The following is a 16,302-nucleotide window of genomic DNA, read 5'->3' as shown; positions in this document are numbered from 1 at the left end:
TACCTAGCTTTTATTAACTCGCTTTATCCCCATATTATATTTCACACTCATTGCAACAACATAGCACCATCTCCTGACGAGATGGTGTGCTGTTATTGGTTTAAGGAAAAAACATGCAACGTTACCCTATGACTCCGCAAGGTCACGCCGCCTTAGAAAGCGAGCTCAAACAATTAAAAACCATTGATCGTCCACGCATTACCGCCGCTATCGCTGACGCCCGTGAGCACGGTGATCTAAAAGAAAACGCTGAATATCATGCTGCCCGTGAGCAACAAGGGTTTTGTGAAGCGCGTATCCGTGATATTGAAGCTAAGCTTGGCGGCGCTCAAGTCATCGATCCGGCAACCTTGAATAAAGAAGGCCGAGTGGTGTTTGGTGTCACCGTCGTTATCGAAAACGTCGATACTGAAGAAGAAAAGCAGTACCAGATCGTCGGCGATGACGAAGCGGACTTCAAAGCAGGTAAAATCTCGGTCAACTCGCCTATCGCGCGCGGCTTGATTGGTAAATTTGAAGGCGATGAAGCCCGTATTGAGACGCCAAAAGGCGTGGTTGAATACGAAGTGATGAAAGTCATTTATAGCTAATTTAGCTCAGCCTTAGCTTCTTCAAAACACCTCAACTGATTAAATCTTACTTAATCTTTTGAGGTGTTTTTATGCGCGTTATTATATTTTTAGAGCAGTAGATGCCCATTGATTTACTTTTGGCAAATTACACAATACTACTATTTAATCCGCTTATATTTAGCAGATAATCAGTTAACTTTTGAGCCAATAACGGTTTGTTTACTTTACTTTAAGGATTTTATAATGACCACGGACAGTATCATTAATAAAACGGTTTTCGCGGCTACGATGACAAGCTTAATGCTGTTACCTCTTAGCGCCAATGCCGCTGCTGAGATTACTATCAATCAACCCGCGACAGGCAGCACCACTGTCGTTGAGCAATACTCTGATGGCAATACGGCGACTATTACCGCCACCCCCAATGGCATCTCCATGCAAAATGGCATGCCTTATTCAGTGACGCAAGTGACTAACGTGCCGCGTTATACCGTCAGTCAAGGCTCATCGACTATCATTACCAAAGGTCCTACTACTCGCCAAGTCACCCAACAAATTGGCAATACGCCAGTGACGACAGTGACTACTCCCATCAATACTGCTGCCCAAGTGATGACGCCGGTGACAACAGCTTCTGTCGTTAATAATCAAATCGTGACCAACCCAGTCGTTACCAGTCAGACAGTAACCACTTTGGATACCCTACAACTGAACCCCACTTTCAACACCCCTGGTGTCGTTAATGCTCATACTAAGGTGATGAAAATCCTAAAAGACAGTAGCGGCCGAGATGTCGCGGTTCCTGCTAATAGTATCAAGCCTGGTGATATCATCGAATATCACACCACTTATGTTAATAATAGCAATCAGCCTATCAATGATGTGAATGCTATGGTTGCTCTGCCGAATGGCGTCAGAGTAGTGTCGCTAAACAGTTCACTGCCAACCCTAGCGACTACTGGCGGCGATAACTATCAGACTATTCAGCAAGTCGGTAATACTGTGACCGTGCAAGAAAATTATTCAGCTCTCAAGTGGAACTTGGCTAACCTGCCTGCTAACACGCCGCAAACGGTCGTGATACGCGCTAAAGTGCAATAAAATTTAGCTTGTAACACTTAAATTATGAATTTAAAGGTCTTAATTTTTAAGGCCTTTTTTTATGGATTATTATACGACAACAGTTGTCGTATACCTTTGCCAATTCTTCAATAATTACAGTGAGTTATCAACCGATTTGCTAAAATAGTTACCTATTAACGAATGGGTACTATAACTTATGGCAACCATCAATTATGACAGGCTTCAAGGTAAGCTCAATATCTTAGCGGATGCGGCTAAGTATGATGTCTCTTGCTCATCTTCCGCTGGCACCCGTAAAAACCAAGGCGGCGGCCTCGGTGACGCCTCAGCAACTGGTATCTGTCACAGCTATACCGAAGATGGTCGCTGCGTCAGTTTGTTAAAAATCCTCTTAACCAATCATTGCATATACGACTGCGCGTACTGCACCTCACGTAAAAGCAATGACACGCCGCGCGCCGCTTTTAGTGTCGAAGAAGTGGTTGATTTAACCATGCAGTTTTATCGCCGCAACTATATCGAAGGATTGTTTCTAAGCTCAGGCATCTTTAAAAGTGGCGACTACACCATGGAGCGTTTGGTTGAAGTGGCAAAGATACTGCGCACTCGTGAGCGTTTCAATGGCTATATTCATCTAAAAACCATTCCTGGTGCTTCAAAAGAGTTGCTATTAGAAGCCGGACTATACGCAGACCGTCTGAGCGTAAATATCGAGATTCCAACTAAGTCAGGATTGGCACTGCTCGCGCCAGAAAAATCACACGATGAGCTAAAAGCACCGATGGAGACGGTTAAAGAAGAGATCATCACTATCCGTGAAAGCCGTAAAACCCATAAAAAAGCGCCAAAGTTCACGCCCGCAGGTCAGACTAGTCAGATGATAGTCGGTGCTAGCAATGAGACTGATTTGCAAGTGATTCAGCTATCGAGCCACTTTTATCAGACTTATGATCTCAAGCGTGTCTACTACTCAGGGTATGTGCCGATGCTTGCTGACAACCGTTTGCCAGCGATTGGTACGCCGGTGCCTATGGTGCGCGAGAACCGTCTGTATCAAGCGGATTGGTTAATGCGTTTTTATGGTTTTGGCGCGCATGAAATCGTAGAGCCTGACTCGCCGTTTTTGGACTTGGACTGCGACCCTAAGCTTGCTTGGGCGATTCGTCACCGTGAGCACTTCCCTGTCAATATTCAGACGGCAAGCTACGAGATGATCGTGCGCATCCCTGGTGTCGGTACCAGAACCGCACGAAAGATTGTCAAAGCGCGCAAGTTTAATCAGATTACTTTAGAGCACTTAAAGAAAATGGGCGCGGCGGTTAATCGTGCCAAATACTTCATTGCAACCACCGGTAAGAACGAGCACTTAGCGCACTTGACCCGCGATAACTTCCGCCAATACGTGCTGGCACAGACGCAAACCAAGTATAAGGATCAGCGTAGTGGTCAGATGGCGTTATTCTAAAATAAGTATGTGCTGATTACTTCTAAAACTACTCTAAAGGATAACTATGTCGCAGCTTGCTTTAAAAGATAGCTTTGCCGTCGGTCAAATAACACCGAGTACACTGCTTTATGAGCCAAGCTTTGAGGGTTGGCTTAGCGCTGTGTATCAGGTTTATGAGCGTAAGCTGCAACATGACGAGGCTCTGCAGCTTATCGCTGAGGATCAATACATACCGTCGTTAATTAGTACCACCGCACACGTCACGACGGATGATGAGCAAGCTCAGCGCGTGCTTGTTAAGCTTAATAAGCGGCTTGGCCGCTCAGGGATGCGTCAAATCCTATGGGGTTTTTTATCGGAAAAGCCAAACATCGGCACCACCCTATTTCATATCGTTAAATATGCTATCGATCATCCCAAACGCAACGTTTTGGAGGACTTAGGGCATTTGGAGGTATTGGAGCTGGCGCAAACGGTAAAATCGGTACACCGAGAAAAGCACCGTATGGAAGCTTTTGTACGCTTTGAACATACCACTGATGATATTTACTTTGCCCGTGTTGAGCCTGACTTTAACGTACTGCCTATTATTGGTGAGCATTTTCGTCAGCGCTATCAAGACCAGCACTGGGCGATATACGACTTAGCGCGTGGTTATGGCATTTATTATGATATGAGCCAAAGCACGCCATCGCGTCCTGCTGAATTGCAAACCATTACTGATCTAGATGAGGCGGTGCTGCGTAATCCTGCTAGCATTCATAGCCCTAACGAGCAGCGTTATCAGCGGTTTTGGCAAGGCTATTTTACTAACGTCAATATCAAAGAGCGTAAAAACACGCGTTTACATAGACAACACATGCCGCAGCGCTACTGGAAATACTTGAGCGAAAAGCAAATACTGCCCAATGCCGACTATCTTGAGAAAAAAAGATAGCAAATGCGCTAGTGATTCTCAGCGCCTGTTTTTAATACTCGAATACCTTTTATCCTCAGCAATCTTTTTATAAGGTTGAGTTTTACTCTTTTTTAACTGACAATAGCAGCTTATCTTTTTGATACTGTCGACATTTTAACTTAAAGAGTTCTTGCTGCTATTATGATCGTTATGCGCTTATTATCTTCTTTAAAACACGATGAGTCCGAACGCGGAATCTTTCATCTTGGGCGCGCTTTGGTCAAAAACGACCACACCTCTATCATTGTTTCTAGCGCTAATGAAGATAACGAGCTGGTCAAGCGCCTAGAGCGCGATGGTAACTTATACCATCAGCTGCACATGAATAAAAAATCTTGGTTATCCTTGTTACAAGTTGCGCCGCTACGTCATCTGATTGAAAAGTATAATCCCGATATTATCCATGTGCACTCAAGAACACCGGCTTGGATACTACATTTAGCCCTCAAACGCGCCAAAGTCGAGCGCCGCCCAAAGCTTGTGTCTACGATGTATGGGTTTTACCCTATCAATAAGTACTCGCAAGCGCTACTAGATGTCGATACTATCATCACCGTCTCTGACAGCGTGACTAATTATTTAATCAAAGGTATTCGCCGTGAGCAGCTCGGACCTAAGCACATTAAGCGTATTTATCGCGGAGTAGATACGCGTCGTTACCCTTATCGGCATAACCCTTCTGTCTACTGGCTACGTCGCACCTTCGCCGAATACCCTGAGCTTGAGCACAAAAAGTGGCTGGTATTTCCCACCGTCATCGGTAACGAGTATGGTCAAGAGTGGCTTATCGATATCTTAGGTAATCTACAAGAGCAATTCCCTAACATTCATGCCATCATTATGGATGAAGATTACCGAGAAGGCGATGTGGCGCATGAGGATTTCCGTCAGCGCAGCAATACTTTAGGGCTGTCTGAGCGTATTACTTATGTGGGCAATAAGCGAAATGATATGCGTGAGTGGCTATCGGCAGCAAATATTGTCATGGCGCTTGCCAATCAGCCCGAATCTATCGGTATCAACGCCCTACAAGCCATTCATTTAGGCACGCCGGTCATCGGTTGGGATCAAGCCGCCTTTAGTGAGATTTTGCAGCCGCTCTATCCGCAAGGCTTAGTCAAAAAATATAACGCTAAAGCGCTTTGTAAAGTGGTGAGAAGCCAACTTGAAAGCGTTACCCGTCCTGAGATGACCAACAAATTTACCATGCGCGAGATGATTACAGAGACTCTTGGTATTTATCAGATGTTGCATGAAGATTCGTTAACAGAAGAGCAAGCAAAAATAAGTAAGCAATCTGATAAAAAACTAACCAAAACACTTAAGTCAGCAGCGCAATCTCTTAATAAACCCTCCGACCATCTCACTGAACAACAGCCGGTAAAAAAACGCGCTGAAAAAGGCTCCATATCTCTAACGAAGAAGAGTTAAAACCCTAAGATAACAGACTTTTTTTGTCATCATCATAAAAAAGAGCTTAACCTTATAAGGTGACGCTCTTTTTATTTCAAACGTATCAGTCCTGAATACGCTCATCGTCTTGTAAAAACACAGTGAATTTAAGTTATTCACTGGTTTAAATAGTACTAGCTAACAGCACTGCACCAGTATTTTATTGAGACGTATTCTTCAATACCGTATTTTGATCCTTCACGACCAAAGCCCGATTGTTTAACGCCGCCAAAAGGCGCTACTTCAGTAGATATCAGGCCAGTATTATGACCAACGATACCGTAGTCAAGCGCTTCGGTAACGCGCCATGAGCGCGCGTAATCGCTACTATAAAAGTAAGCCGCTAGACCAAAGATGGTGTCATTGGCTTTTTGAATGGCTTCGGCTTCCTCTTTAAAAGTAAAGATGGTGGCGACAGGGCCAAAGATCTCTTCAGAGGCAATTTCCATATCGGATGTGACATTGGTCACTACGGTTGGGTTGAAGCTTAGCTTTGAGGCTTCGTTGGTATCGCCACCGGTAACGAGCTTAGCGCCTTTATCGAGCGCATCTTGTAGTAAATTTTGCACCTTCTCTAAACCATCTTCATTGATGAGCGGGCCGATATCGACGCCTTTATTCATACCATTACCGACTTTGAGCGCTTCTACTTTTTTGGTAAAGATATCTAAAAACTTATCCTTAATGCTCTCTTGTACATAGATTCGGTTGGCACAGACACAAGTCTGGCCCGCGTTACGGAATTTTGAGGCGATTAGGCCATCGGCTGCGGCTTCTAAATCGGCATCATCGAAGACGATAAACGGCGCGTTACCGCCAAGCTCTAGCGATAGTTTTTTGATCGTTGGCGCACACTGGGCCATAAGCGTTCGACCTACTTCGGTAGAACCAGTAAAAGAAAGCTTTTTCACTCGCTTGTCACTCGTCAAAATCTCACCAATCATCGAGGATTTACCCGTGACTATCTGAATCACTCCTGCTGGAATGCCAGCCTGCTCGGCTAACACGCCAAGGGCTAATGCTGAAAAAGGAGTTTCAGTAGCCGGTTTAATAACCACTGTACAACCCGCAGCTAAAGCAGGACCGATTTTACGAGTAATCATCGCCGCTGGGAAGTTCCAAGGCGTAATAATAGCGCACACACCTACCGGCTGCTTGATAATCACATGACGCAATGAAGCTTTAGTCGCAGGTATAACGTCGCCATATACGCGTTTGCCTTCCTCGGCAAACCAGCGGATGAAGCTATTGGCATAAGCCATCTCACCGCGTGATTCTGTCAGCGGCTTGCCTTGCTCAGCGGTCATAAGTACAGCCAGATCTTCTTGGTTTTCATCAATCAGATCTGCCCACTTTTGTAACAGCTCACCACGCTCTTGTGCGGTTTTGGCGGCCCAAGAGTCTTGGGCTTTATCTGCACTATCCACCGCTTTGATAACGTCTTGTTCCGTGAGACTAGGGATAGTCCCTATAGCTTGCCCATTGAAAGGGTTGGTGACCTCAATAGTCGCCCCATCGCTCGAATCTTGCCAGCTATCTTTGATTAAGCATTGTTGTTTGAGCAGCTTTGGGTTAGAAAGGGTTAAATTATCTGACATTATGATTTTCCTTATTATTGCTTATAGTTGATATGTCGATAGCCGCACGCCGATGTGTTTTTATTTATAGATGACTATTTTATATACCAGAGTAACTGATTGTATTTGCATCAATGTCATTTAAAAGCGTATGACTTTGCTATTGTGAACGATCTAACTCATTATAAGAATATGAGGATAATGTTTACAACTGCCGCTAACACTTCTATTACCAATCATCCTGTCAGGTATAAAACTTATACAATGCCATCGGCTCGAAGCTTCGCAATCATCTCACTATCATAACCAAGAGCGCTCAACGTCTCATCAGTATGCTCGCTTAAACGTGGCGGCGGCGTGCGATAGCTGACTGGTGACTCTGAGAATTTAATCGGATTACCCAAGGCTCGAACTGGGCTACCTTGCTCGCTGAAATCAACCACCATCTCCCGCGCCTTAACTTGCGGCATCGCCAAAGCTTCGCTAATGTTATGAATCGGACCACAAGGTATACCCGCGTGACTGAGCGCTTTTAACCAATAATCGCGCGGCTGCTGAGCAAACTCTGCTGCCAGATGCTCACATAAAGCTTGACGGTTTTTGACTCGTTCAGGATTGCTCTTGAAGCGGTCGTCTTGCTGCCAGTCTTTCTCTAGCAGCTCAGATAATTTGGCAAACTGACCGTCGTTACCGCAAGCTAAAATAAAGTGCTGCTCCCCTGCGCCTGCAAACACTTGATAAGGCACGATATTAGGGTGTTGGTTGCCCAGTCTTGGTGGCACGTCGCCTGAAGCTAGATGATTCATCCCGACGTTTGCCAACATGGCAAGAGCACTATCTAATAGTGCTACATCAACATGCTGACCAAGACCGGTACGCTGCCGGGCCAGTAGCGCCGCTTGGATCCCAATGGTCAGCTGCAACCCTGCAAACAGATCCACCACTGCCACCCCGACTTTATGTGGCTCGCCATCACTTGGGCCTGTGATACTCATCAAGCCTGATAGCCCTTGAATGATGTAGTCATAGCCCGGACGCTTAGCATAAGGGCCTGTCTGTCCAAACCCCGTCAAAGATGCATATATAAGCTTTGGATTGTTGCGCTTGAGACTGTCATAATCTAGACCGTATTTTTTTAGACCGCCGACTTTGAAATTCTCCACCAAAATATCGCTACCAGCGATCAGCTGTTTGATAATCTCTTGACCCGCTTTGGTTGTGATATCAACGGTGAGTGATTTTTTATTACGATTAATGGTGGCATAGTAGGCTGATGTGTCGTCACTGAACTTAGGCGGCGCCCAGTGCCGTGTCTCATCGCCAACACTAGGACGCTCAACCTTAATGACTTCAGCACCCAGATCCGCTAGTACCTGCGTACAAGAAGGGCCTGCCAATACTCTAGATAAATCGAGCACTTTTATTCCTTGCATAGCACCTAACGAGTTATTATCTTTATCGTCCATATCTTTCATAGCATTCTCAGTATTTATTTTCACTTTTTATTCTAATTTTTAAACTCCAAAAATTAAAAAACGTACGCTAGTTTCAAGCCTGCCTATAACAGCCAAACCCTAACATACGTCAATCAAAATTTACTCTAAGCTTTCTATTTAACCGAGATAGCAAATTAGAAGAACGCTTGAATACCTGTTTGCGCACGGCCCAGAATTAGCGCATGAATATCGTGTGTGCCTTCATAGGTATTGACCGCCTCTAGGTTCATCATATGACGAATGATATGGAACTCATCAGAGATACCATTGCCGCCATGCATATCACGAGCCACTCGCGCGATATCGAGCGCTTTGCCGCAGTTATTACGCTTAATCAGTGAAATCATCTCAGGGGCAGCGTTGTCCTCATCCATTAGGCGACCTACTCGCAGTGCCGCTTGTAAGCCAAGAGCAATCTCAGTTTGCATATTGGCAAGCTTTAACTGTACCAGCTGCGTGGCGGCTAGCGGACGACCGAACTGCTTACGATCTAGTGTGTACTGACGTGCCGCTTTCCAGCAAAACTCAGCTGCACCCATTGAGCCCCAGGCGATGCCATAGCGAGCTTTGTTTAAGCAGCCAAAGGGCCCTTTTAGGCCGCGGATATCTGGGAATGCATTGGCTTCTGGCACGAATACCTTGTCCATCACAATCTCGCCAGTGATAGAGGCGCGTAGTGAAAACTTACCCTCAATCTTCGGTGCTGATAGACCTTTCATCTCTTTATCTAAAATAAAGCCGCGAATATCGCCTGCATCGTCTTTCGCCCAAACGACAAACACATCGGCAATGGGACTGTTGGTGATCCACATTTTATTGCCTGTCAGCTCATAACCGCCATCGACAGCACGCGCACGCGTTGACATAGAGGCAGGATCGGACCCTGAATCAGGTTCGGTCAAACCAAAGCAACCGACATACTCGCCTGAAGCTAGTTTCGGTAGATACTTCTCTCTTTGTTCTTCTGTACCGTACTCATGGATTGGATGCATCACTAGGCTAGATTGCACGCTCATTGCTGAGCGGTAGCCTGAGTCCACCGCTTCTACTTCCTTAGCGATCAGACCGTAAGCGACACTAGACAGACCTGCACAGCCATAACCTTCGATAGTCACGCCAAGCAAGCCCATCTCGCCCATTTGACGCATGATATTACGGTCAAAACTCTCATTGCGATTGGCCTTTAAAATGCCAGGCATCAGCTCTTTTTGGAAAAACTGGCGGGCACTTTCTGTAACCATCCGCTCTTCATCAGTCAGCTGATTACGTAATAAAAAAGGATCTTCCCAATCAAAGCTTGGGTTAGACTGCGTACGTACATTGGTAGGTGCTTGCATATTGCTTTCCTTGGCTTGATTGCACAATTTGTGAAGGGTTAACGTATAATATATGGAATAAACGACAAATCATAACAGTTAGTTTAATTTTAGTAGATAACAACCGTTAATTAAAAGCTATGTTTAAAAGATGGCAAAACTCTCGTAATCACGTTATTTATAGATATTCGCTTATACCCTCTTTGCTACCCCTTGAGATCTAGTGCTTGAAGTAGCACACCGTTACTTAACACTCATTTAGCCGTGGTAATATAGACGTATAATATTTTCACACCTGCTTTTGAGCAGTTATTTATTGTCATACTGTTGAGTCGCCCATGCCCCAATCTCGTACCAACCTAAACGCTGAACCGAAAGGGAGCTTTCCCTACCTTATTGGTCTATTGCTACGCTATAGTACTTTTGCCGCTGCTGCCTTATTATTTTTGGCAGGATTACTGCTGACCAATTGGTGGTTGATCATTATCGGTGGTCTACTAGTGGCTTTGGGTATCTATGATGTCATGCAATCCAAGCACGCTATCTTAACCAACTATCCGGTCGCTGGTCACGTCCGCTACGTCTTAGAGGATTTTCGGCCTGAAATCCGCCAGTATTTATTAGAAGATGATAAGGAGCAAGTGCCTTTTTCGCGGCAGCAGCGGGCACTGGTTTATCAACGCGCTAAAAATGTTAGCGATACCAATGCTTTTGGTACTTTAGATAATTTATATGCTCAAGGCAAAGAGTGGTTTTTGCAATCTGCCCTCAGTCATCCGCTAGAAAAACAAGACTTTCGCATTACGGTCGGCGGCGAGCGTTGTCAGCAGCCGCATGATATGTCGGTATTCAATATCTCAGCGATGAGCTTTGGTAGCCTCTCTGCCAACGCGATTATGGCGCTTAATCAAGGAGCCAAGATTGGCGGCTTTACGCACGATACCGGTGAAGGAGCGATCAGTCCTTATCATCGCAAATTCGGTGGTGATTTGATTTGGGAGCTTGGCACTGGCTACTTTGGCTGCCGTACTGCTGAAGGCAATTTTGATGCGCAGTCTTTTGCCGAAAAGGCAGTCGATCCGCAAGTGAAGATGATCGAAATTAAGCTATCTCAAGGCGCCAAACCTGGCAAAGGCGGCGTACTGCCAAGCGAAAAAATCACACAAGAGATTGCCGATACCCGGCAAGTACTTACAGGGCAAGATTGTGTTTCGCCCTCTTCGCATAGCGCTTTTAGTACGCCGCGAGAGCTAGTCGCGTTTTGGCAACAACTGCGCGACTTATCAGGCGGAAAACCTGTCGGGTTTAAGCTGTGCATCGGTCAGCCATGGCAGTTTATGGCGATTGTCAAAGCAATGATGGAAACCGACAATTATCCTGATTTTATTGTCATCGATGGCGCTGAGGGCGGTACGGGAGCGGCTCCCGTTGAGTTTATGGATAGTGTGGGGATGCCGCTTATCGATGGCTTCTTGTTCGTGCACAACACCTTAGTTGGTGCCGGTATCCGTGAGAAAATCAAGCTTGGCGTCAGTGGTAAGATTGTCTCTGGTTTCGACATTGCTCGTATGCTAGCGTTAGGTGCAGACTGGTGTAACTCCGCGCGCGGCTTTATGTTTGCCGTGGGCTGTATCCAGTCGCGCTCTTGCCACACCAATACTTGTCCGACTGGAGTAGCGACTCAAGACCCTTATCGCCAGAAAGCCTTAGATGTGCCTAGCAAAGCGGAGCGCGTTGCCAGCTTTCATAAAAACACTCTGAAGTCCTTGTCGAGTATCGTCGGTGCTGTAGGGCTTGAGCATCCCAGCCAGTTGCAGCCGTATCATATTGCCCGCCGCCTAGATGATGGGCAGATCAAGCTCTTATCAAAGTTCTTTTACTTCGCGGATGAAGGCGCGCTGCTCGATCATAGCGCCCGCGCCGATGTCTTCAATCAGATGTGGGTGATGGCTGATGCCGATACTTTCTTACCAGATAATGATGCGCTCATTGCTTATAATAAAGACTCGCGTGACAAGGGTAAGCAAAAAAAGCTAAAGCCTGAAAAAACGCTCGAAGATGTGACCGAAAATATCAACACCAATCTGAAAGAATAGTTATGTCTCTTAGCCTATCGACTACTCTTAACAGCCAAATACTCCTGCTTAGCGCTGCTTTATTATCAGCGACAGTGTTGAGCGCTTGTCAGCCTTTTGATGCAGATAAGTCTGATAAAATGGCGCAGGTTTGGACGTGTGCGACTGAGCAAACTCCCTTTAATTATAGTGCTTGTCGCATCGACAGCCAAGCACTAACTGGCGATCATTATCAGCTAAAATTATTTTGGCAAGATGCTAATAAACAGACGCTACTCACTTTTGACAAACTCATCGACACCTTACCCAGCACACAGTCCCTGACCTTTGCGATGAATGCGGGAATGTATAACGACAGTTATGCACCTATTGGTTATACGGTAATCGAAGGTCAAGAGATACGGGCGCTAAATCTCAAAGAAGGCGGCGGTAATTTTCATCTGCTGCCGAATGGCGTGCTGTGGTGGGATGAAACAGGTAAGCTACAAATCACTGAGAGTCAGGCTTTAGATGCCTTAATAAAAAATGACAAAGCTCAGCCTTGGTATGCTACACAATCAGGGCCGATGCTCGTAATCGATAATAAGATTCATCCTAAATTCAATGCTGATAGCCAGTCCTTAAAGTTTCGCAATGGCGTAGGCGTCTGTAGCGATGACAGCGTACAAATGGTCAATAGTGAAGAGCCAGTAAGTTTTTATCAGTTTGCTGAGCTATTTAAAGAAGAGCTGCGTTGCCCTAATGCTTTATTTTTGGATGGTGGTATCGCCTCAGCGCTTTATGCACCTAGCATCGACAAGCACGATAAAAAACAGATGGGCGTAATGATTGGCGTGGTTGATACTCAGTAAATACGTCAGATCTGAGTTATGAGCTAGATATAAGACCTTACCTATTAGCTTAACCGTTAGCTTTTTTGTACTTGGCACATCTTGGATACCAATTTATGCCAATCTTGCTTTAAGCAGAATTTATAAAATCTAATTTTTAGCGCGGTTTTTCTGCGATATAAGCGGCTGTTTTGCCATTTAAGCAAATGTTGTTCAATATTAGAGACAATATACGCTTCGCTAAAGCCTTTGTAATTGCTCGGATTAAGCACCAACAGATTACTCATACACACAGGCGCGACTTCGTAAAACAAAATGCGCTCTACCTCGTTAATAGGCAGATGAGCCACTTGTTTGGCGATATACTCATAGCTTATTTCATTATCGATAAATAAATCGGATAATGCCATCCATGCCACTTTTTTATCGCTAACTTCGCTCATAGGACCCCTTTACTATCGCATGATTCGTCAATGCCTTAGTTTAAAATTAGCACATCTATCCGCCCCTTAGTAGCTAAATTTTGCTACAATAGCGCCAATTTTTATGCTAAATAGCAGCAACTAGCAAATTACTGATTTTATTAATGTATTGAGAGACCATTATGGGTTTTAACTGCGGTATCGTCGGCCTACCAAACGTAGGCAAATCCACTTTATTTAATGCCTTGACCAAAGCGGGAATCGCCGCTGAGAACTTCCCTTTTTGTACCAAAGATCCCAACACAGGTATCGTGCCGGTACCTGATCCGCGCCTCAAAAAGCTCGCCGATATCGTCAACCCTGAGCGCGTATTGCCTACCACTATGGAGTTTGTCGATATCGCAGGCTTAGTGGCGGGTGCGTCAAAAGGCGAAGGCATGGGCAACCAGTTCTTAGCCAATATTCGTGAGACCGATGCTATCGCGCACGTGGTACGCTGCTTCGATGATGATAATGTGGTGCATGTCGACGGCCGAGTCAGCCCAATCGACGATATCGAAACCATCAATACCGAATTGGCTCTAGCCGATCTTGAAGCCGTTGAGCGAGCAATATTGAACCTCTCCAAAAAAGCTAAAGGTGGCGACAAAGACGCGCAGGCCATGTTAGAGGTGTTCAAAAAAATTGAGCCACTACTGGCAGAAGGTAAAGCGGCACGTGCAGCGAGCTTAGACGCAGACGAGAAAAAACTGATTAGAAGCTATGGTCTCATTACCCTTAAGCCTACTATGTATATCGCTAACGTTTCTGAGGATGGTTTTGAGAACAACCCTTATCTCGATGCTGTCCGCGACTACGCTACGGGTGAGGATTCCATCGTTATCGCTCTTTGCAATCAGATTGAAGCTGAAATCGCCCAGCTTGATGAAGACGATAAAAAAGACTTTTTGGCTGAGATGGATATGGAAGAAGCGGGTCTCGATCAAGTGATTCGAGGCGGCTATGATTTGCTTGACATGCAGACTTACTTCACAGCTGGAGTCAAAGAAGTTCGCGCTTGGACCGTTGCTATTGGGGCGACAGCGCCGCAGGCAGCTGGGGTCATTCATACGGACTTTGAGCGCGGCTTTATCCGTGCTGAGGTCATCGCTTATGATGATTTTATCGAGTATAACGGTGAAAAAGGCGCCGCCGCTGCCGGTAAGTCGCGCTTAGAAGGCAAGACTTACATCGTGCAAGATGGTGATGTCATGCATTTTAGATTTAACGTCTAAGCTTATATAGTCAGTTCAAAATAAAGTTGTTATAAATTTGAACGCGCTACTGGTATAAACTTTACTTGCGTGCTGTTATCACAGAGGCTGCGTAAAATTCATCCCAGCAGCGCTATGACATTTTTAGAGTGAATCGACTATATTTCAACTTCCTTTATAGCTTAGAATTAAAAGTCAGCCTTAGCGCTGGCTTTTTTTATGCCTATACACTTTACGAATACTACAAATCCCATTGAGAATTAAGTACTATAACTATCACTATAAAAATAATAACGGACGATAAATAATGAGTAATTATGCCAAACAACCGAAAAACGCTACCGAGCACTGGGCAAGACTATTCAACGCGCAGCGTTTGGGCAGTGATAAACAAGCACCAGTGCAAGACAGCGCCCGTAGCTCTTTTCATAAAGATTATGATCGCTTGGTATTCTCGCACTCTTTTCGTCAGTTAAATCAAAAAACGCAGGTGCATCCTCTAACCAACCAATTAGGCATCCACACGCGCTTGACGCACTCGCTAGAGGTCTCTTGTATTGGGCGCTCTCTTGGCATGATGTCTGCCGAAAAGCTCCATGATAAGCTCGCTGACGGCCTACCTATAGGGGTCTCGCCAGCCGACGTTGGAGTGATAGTGCAAGCGGCTTGTCTGGCTCATGATATTGGCAATCCGCCTTTTGGTCATGCCGGAGAGTACGCCATACGTGATTGGTTTATGCATCCTGAGCGCCGCTCGATATTAAAGCACTTAAGCGCTAAAGAGCGTTTGGATGTCTTAGCTTATGAAGGTAACGCGCAAGGGTTTCGGCTACTCGTGCGTAATGAGCATCACCCCGATCAAGGCGGTATGCGCTTAACTTGCGCCACGCTCGGTGCGTTTATGAAGTATCCTTGGCTAGCTAGCCATAGCAATATCATAGATAGTGATAATAATTATTCTATTGATAGGGTACAAAAATTCGGCAGCTTTGTCAGTGAGGCTCAGCAGTTAGAGGAGCTCGCGGCTTGTTTGCAGCTGCCTCGCTCGCGGCTGCACGATGGCTTTGCGCGGCACCCGCTCGCTTACTTGCTGGAGGCCGCTGATGATATTTGCTACGCCTTGATAGACTTAGAAGATGGCATTCAGCTCAACATGCTAAATTTCACCGAAGTCGCAGAGATATTTTATCAGCTCATTGGTGAGCGGCCTACTGCTATCACTTTACCGGCGCGATTATCAGTCAGTCAACAGCTGGCCTCTCTGCGAGCGCGCGCTATGATGCGGCTTGTCAATACGGTGACTGATGCCTTTGTGTTCAATCGCGCGGCGATGCTAGCCGGAGAGCTGGCTGGGAGTCTATTCGCCCATTGTGATGCTGATGTACAAAGCGGTATTACTCAGGCTAAACTACTAGCCCGCGAGCGTATCTTTAATCACCCAAGCAAGGTGCGTATGGAGCTGATGGCCAATCAATGCTTGCAGCGCTTGCTCGACGCTTTTATGCCGCTCGCTTGGACAACGCTCAACCATAGCCCTAAGCCATTTGAGCAGCAGCGTCTGCTTAGCCTACTACAGCCGCATCTAGATGAGCACAAGCGCCAGTTGTCCGGTAATATTTATCATAATATCCTGATTATCTTAGACTTTATCACGGGTATGAATGATCATGAAGCTTATCGGCTGGCGCAAGAACTACAAGGTCACTGGGGCACGATGGTTTGAGATATTTTTACGCTGCAGTAAAAACCTAGTACAAGTGTTCTGATTTTATTCGTATTTTCATCTTTAAATCGGTATGATAAACAATAACTCAGCCACAA

General features: G+C 45.6%; 13 protein-coding genes. 9 read left to right on the top strand and 4 right to left on the bottom strand.

Going from position 1 to position 16,302, the window contains the following annotated elements:
* The first annotated feature begins 113 nt into the window (after positions 1 to 113).
* From greA to ACS8E3_RS10060, 5 genes are all read left to right on the top strand, one after another.
* Positions 114 to 590 carry a transcription elongation factor GreA gene (greA, locus tag ACS8E3_RS10080; protein ID WP_439243898.1) on the top strand — a complete coding sequence of 159 codons (477 nt, stop codon included), beginning with the start codon at positions 114 to 116 and terminating at the stop codon, positions 588 to 590.
* A gap of 225 nt (positions 591 to 815) precedes the next feature.
* Positions 816 to 1,673, top strand: coding sequence for a hypothetical protein (locus tag ACS8E3_RS10075; RefSeq protein WP_439243896.1), 858 nt, complete (start codon positions 816 to 818; stop codon positions 1,671 to 1,673).
* A gap of 178 nt (positions 1,674 to 1,851) precedes the next feature.
* Positions 1,852 to 3,120 (top strand): putative DNA modification/repair radical SAM protein, encoded by a 1,269-nt coding sequence (locus ACS8E3_RS10070; RefSeq protein ID WP_439243894.1) that lies wholly within the window; start codon positions 1,852 to 1,854, stop codon positions 3,118 to 3,120.
* A gap of 46 nt (positions 3,121 to 3,166) precedes the next feature.
* Positions 3,167 to 4,039, top strand: coding sequence for a TIGR03915 family putative DNA repair protein (locus ACS8E3_RS10065; protein ID WP_439243892.1), 873 nt, complete (start codon positions 3,167 to 3,169; stop codon positions 4,037 to 4,039).
* Positions 4,040 to 4,201: 162 nt separating this feature from the next.
* The gene (locus ACS8E3_RS10060) at positions 4,202 to 5,491 is read left to right on the top strand and encodes a glycosyltransferase (protein ID WP_439243890.1); all 1,290 of its coding nucleotides are present in this window, start codon (positions 4,202 to 4,204) and stop codon (positions 5,489 to 5,491) included.
* A gap of 155 nt (positions 5,492 to 5,646) precedes the next feature.
* On the opposite strand, the gene ACS8E3_RS10055 is transcribed toward ACS8E3_RS10060, so the two are convergent.
* The 3 genes from ACS8E3_RS10055 to ACS8E3_RS10045 form a co-directional block, all read right to left on the bottom strand.
* Positions 5,647 to 7,110, bottom strand: coding sequence for an NAD-dependent succinate-semialdehyde dehydrogenase (locus tag ACS8E3_RS10055; protein WP_439243889.1), 1,464 nt, complete (start codon positions 7,108 to 7,110; stop codon positions 5,647 to 5,649).
* 236 nt (positions 7,111 to 7,346) lie between these two features.
* A complete protein-coding gene (locus ACS8E3_RS10050) occupies positions 7,347 to 8,564 on the bottom strand; it encodes a CaiB/BaiF CoA transferase family protein (RefSeq protein ID WP_439243888.1) in 1,218 nt (405 codons plus the stop codon).
* A gap of 155 nt (positions 8,565 to 8,719) precedes the next feature.
* A complete protein-coding gene (locus ACS8E3_RS10045; protein WP_439243887.1) occupies positions 8,720 to 9,922 on the bottom strand; it encodes an acyl-CoA dehydrogenase in 1,203 nt (400 codons plus the stop codon).
* Positions 9,923 to 10,239: 317 nt separating this feature from the next.
* Between ACS8E3_RS10045 and ACS8E3_RS10040 the strand changes: the two genes are divergently transcribed.
* Both ACS8E3_RS10040 and ACS8E3_RS10035 read left to right on the top strand, forming a co-directional pair.
* Positions 10,240 to 11,997: an FMN-binding glutamate synthase family protein gene (locus ACS8E3_RS10040; RefSeq protein WP_439243885.1), complete on the top strand. Its 1,758-nt coding sequence runs from the start codon at positions 10,240 to 10,242 to the stop codon at positions 11,995 to 11,997.
* Positions 11,998 to 11,999: 2 nt separating this feature from the next.
* The gene (locus tag ACS8E3_RS10035; RefSeq protein WP_439243883.1) at positions 12,000 to 12,827 is read left to right on the top strand and encodes a phosphodiester glycosidase family protein; all 828 of its coding nucleotides are present in this window, start codon (positions 12,000 to 12,002) and stop codon (positions 12,825 to 12,827) included.
* A gap of 56 nt (positions 12,828 to 12,883) precedes the next feature.
* Here the strand turns inward: ACS8E3_RS10035 and ACS8E3_RS10030 are convergent, their stop codons facing one another.
* Positions 12,884 to 13,249 carry a DUF7079 family protein gene (locus ACS8E3_RS10030; RefSeq protein ID WP_439243882.1) on the bottom strand — a complete coding sequence of 122 codons (366 nt, stop codon included), beginning with the start codon at positions 13,247 to 13,249 and terminating at the stop codon, positions 12,884 to 12,886.
* 161 nt (positions 13,250 to 13,410) lie between these two features.
* Between ACS8E3_RS10030 and ychF the strand changes: the two genes are divergently transcribed.
* On the top strand, positions 13,411 to 14,502 hold the full coding sequence (gene ychF, locus ACS8E3_RS10025; RefSeq protein ID WP_439243880.1) for a redox-regulated ATPase YchF: 1,092 nt from the start codon (positions 13,411 to 13,413) through the stop codon (positions 14,500 to 14,502).
* Positions 14,503 to 14,788: 286 nt separating this feature from the next.
* Positions 14,789 to 16,204 (top strand): deoxyguanosinetriphosphate triphosphohydrolase, encoded by a 1,416-nt coding sequence (locus ACS8E3_RS10020; RefSeq protein ID WP_439243878.1) that lies wholly within the window; start codon positions 14,789 to 14,791, stop codon positions 16,202 to 16,204.
* Positions 16,205 to 16,302: the final 98 nt, after the last annotated feature.

The organism is Psychrobacter sp. 2Y5 (assembly GCF_051847375.1).
Taxonomy (GTDB): domain Bacteria; phylum Pseudomonadota; class Gammaproteobacteria; order Pseudomonadales; family Moraxellaceae; genus Psychrobacter.
This window is presented reverse-complemented; position numbering and strand designations above follow the sequence as displayed.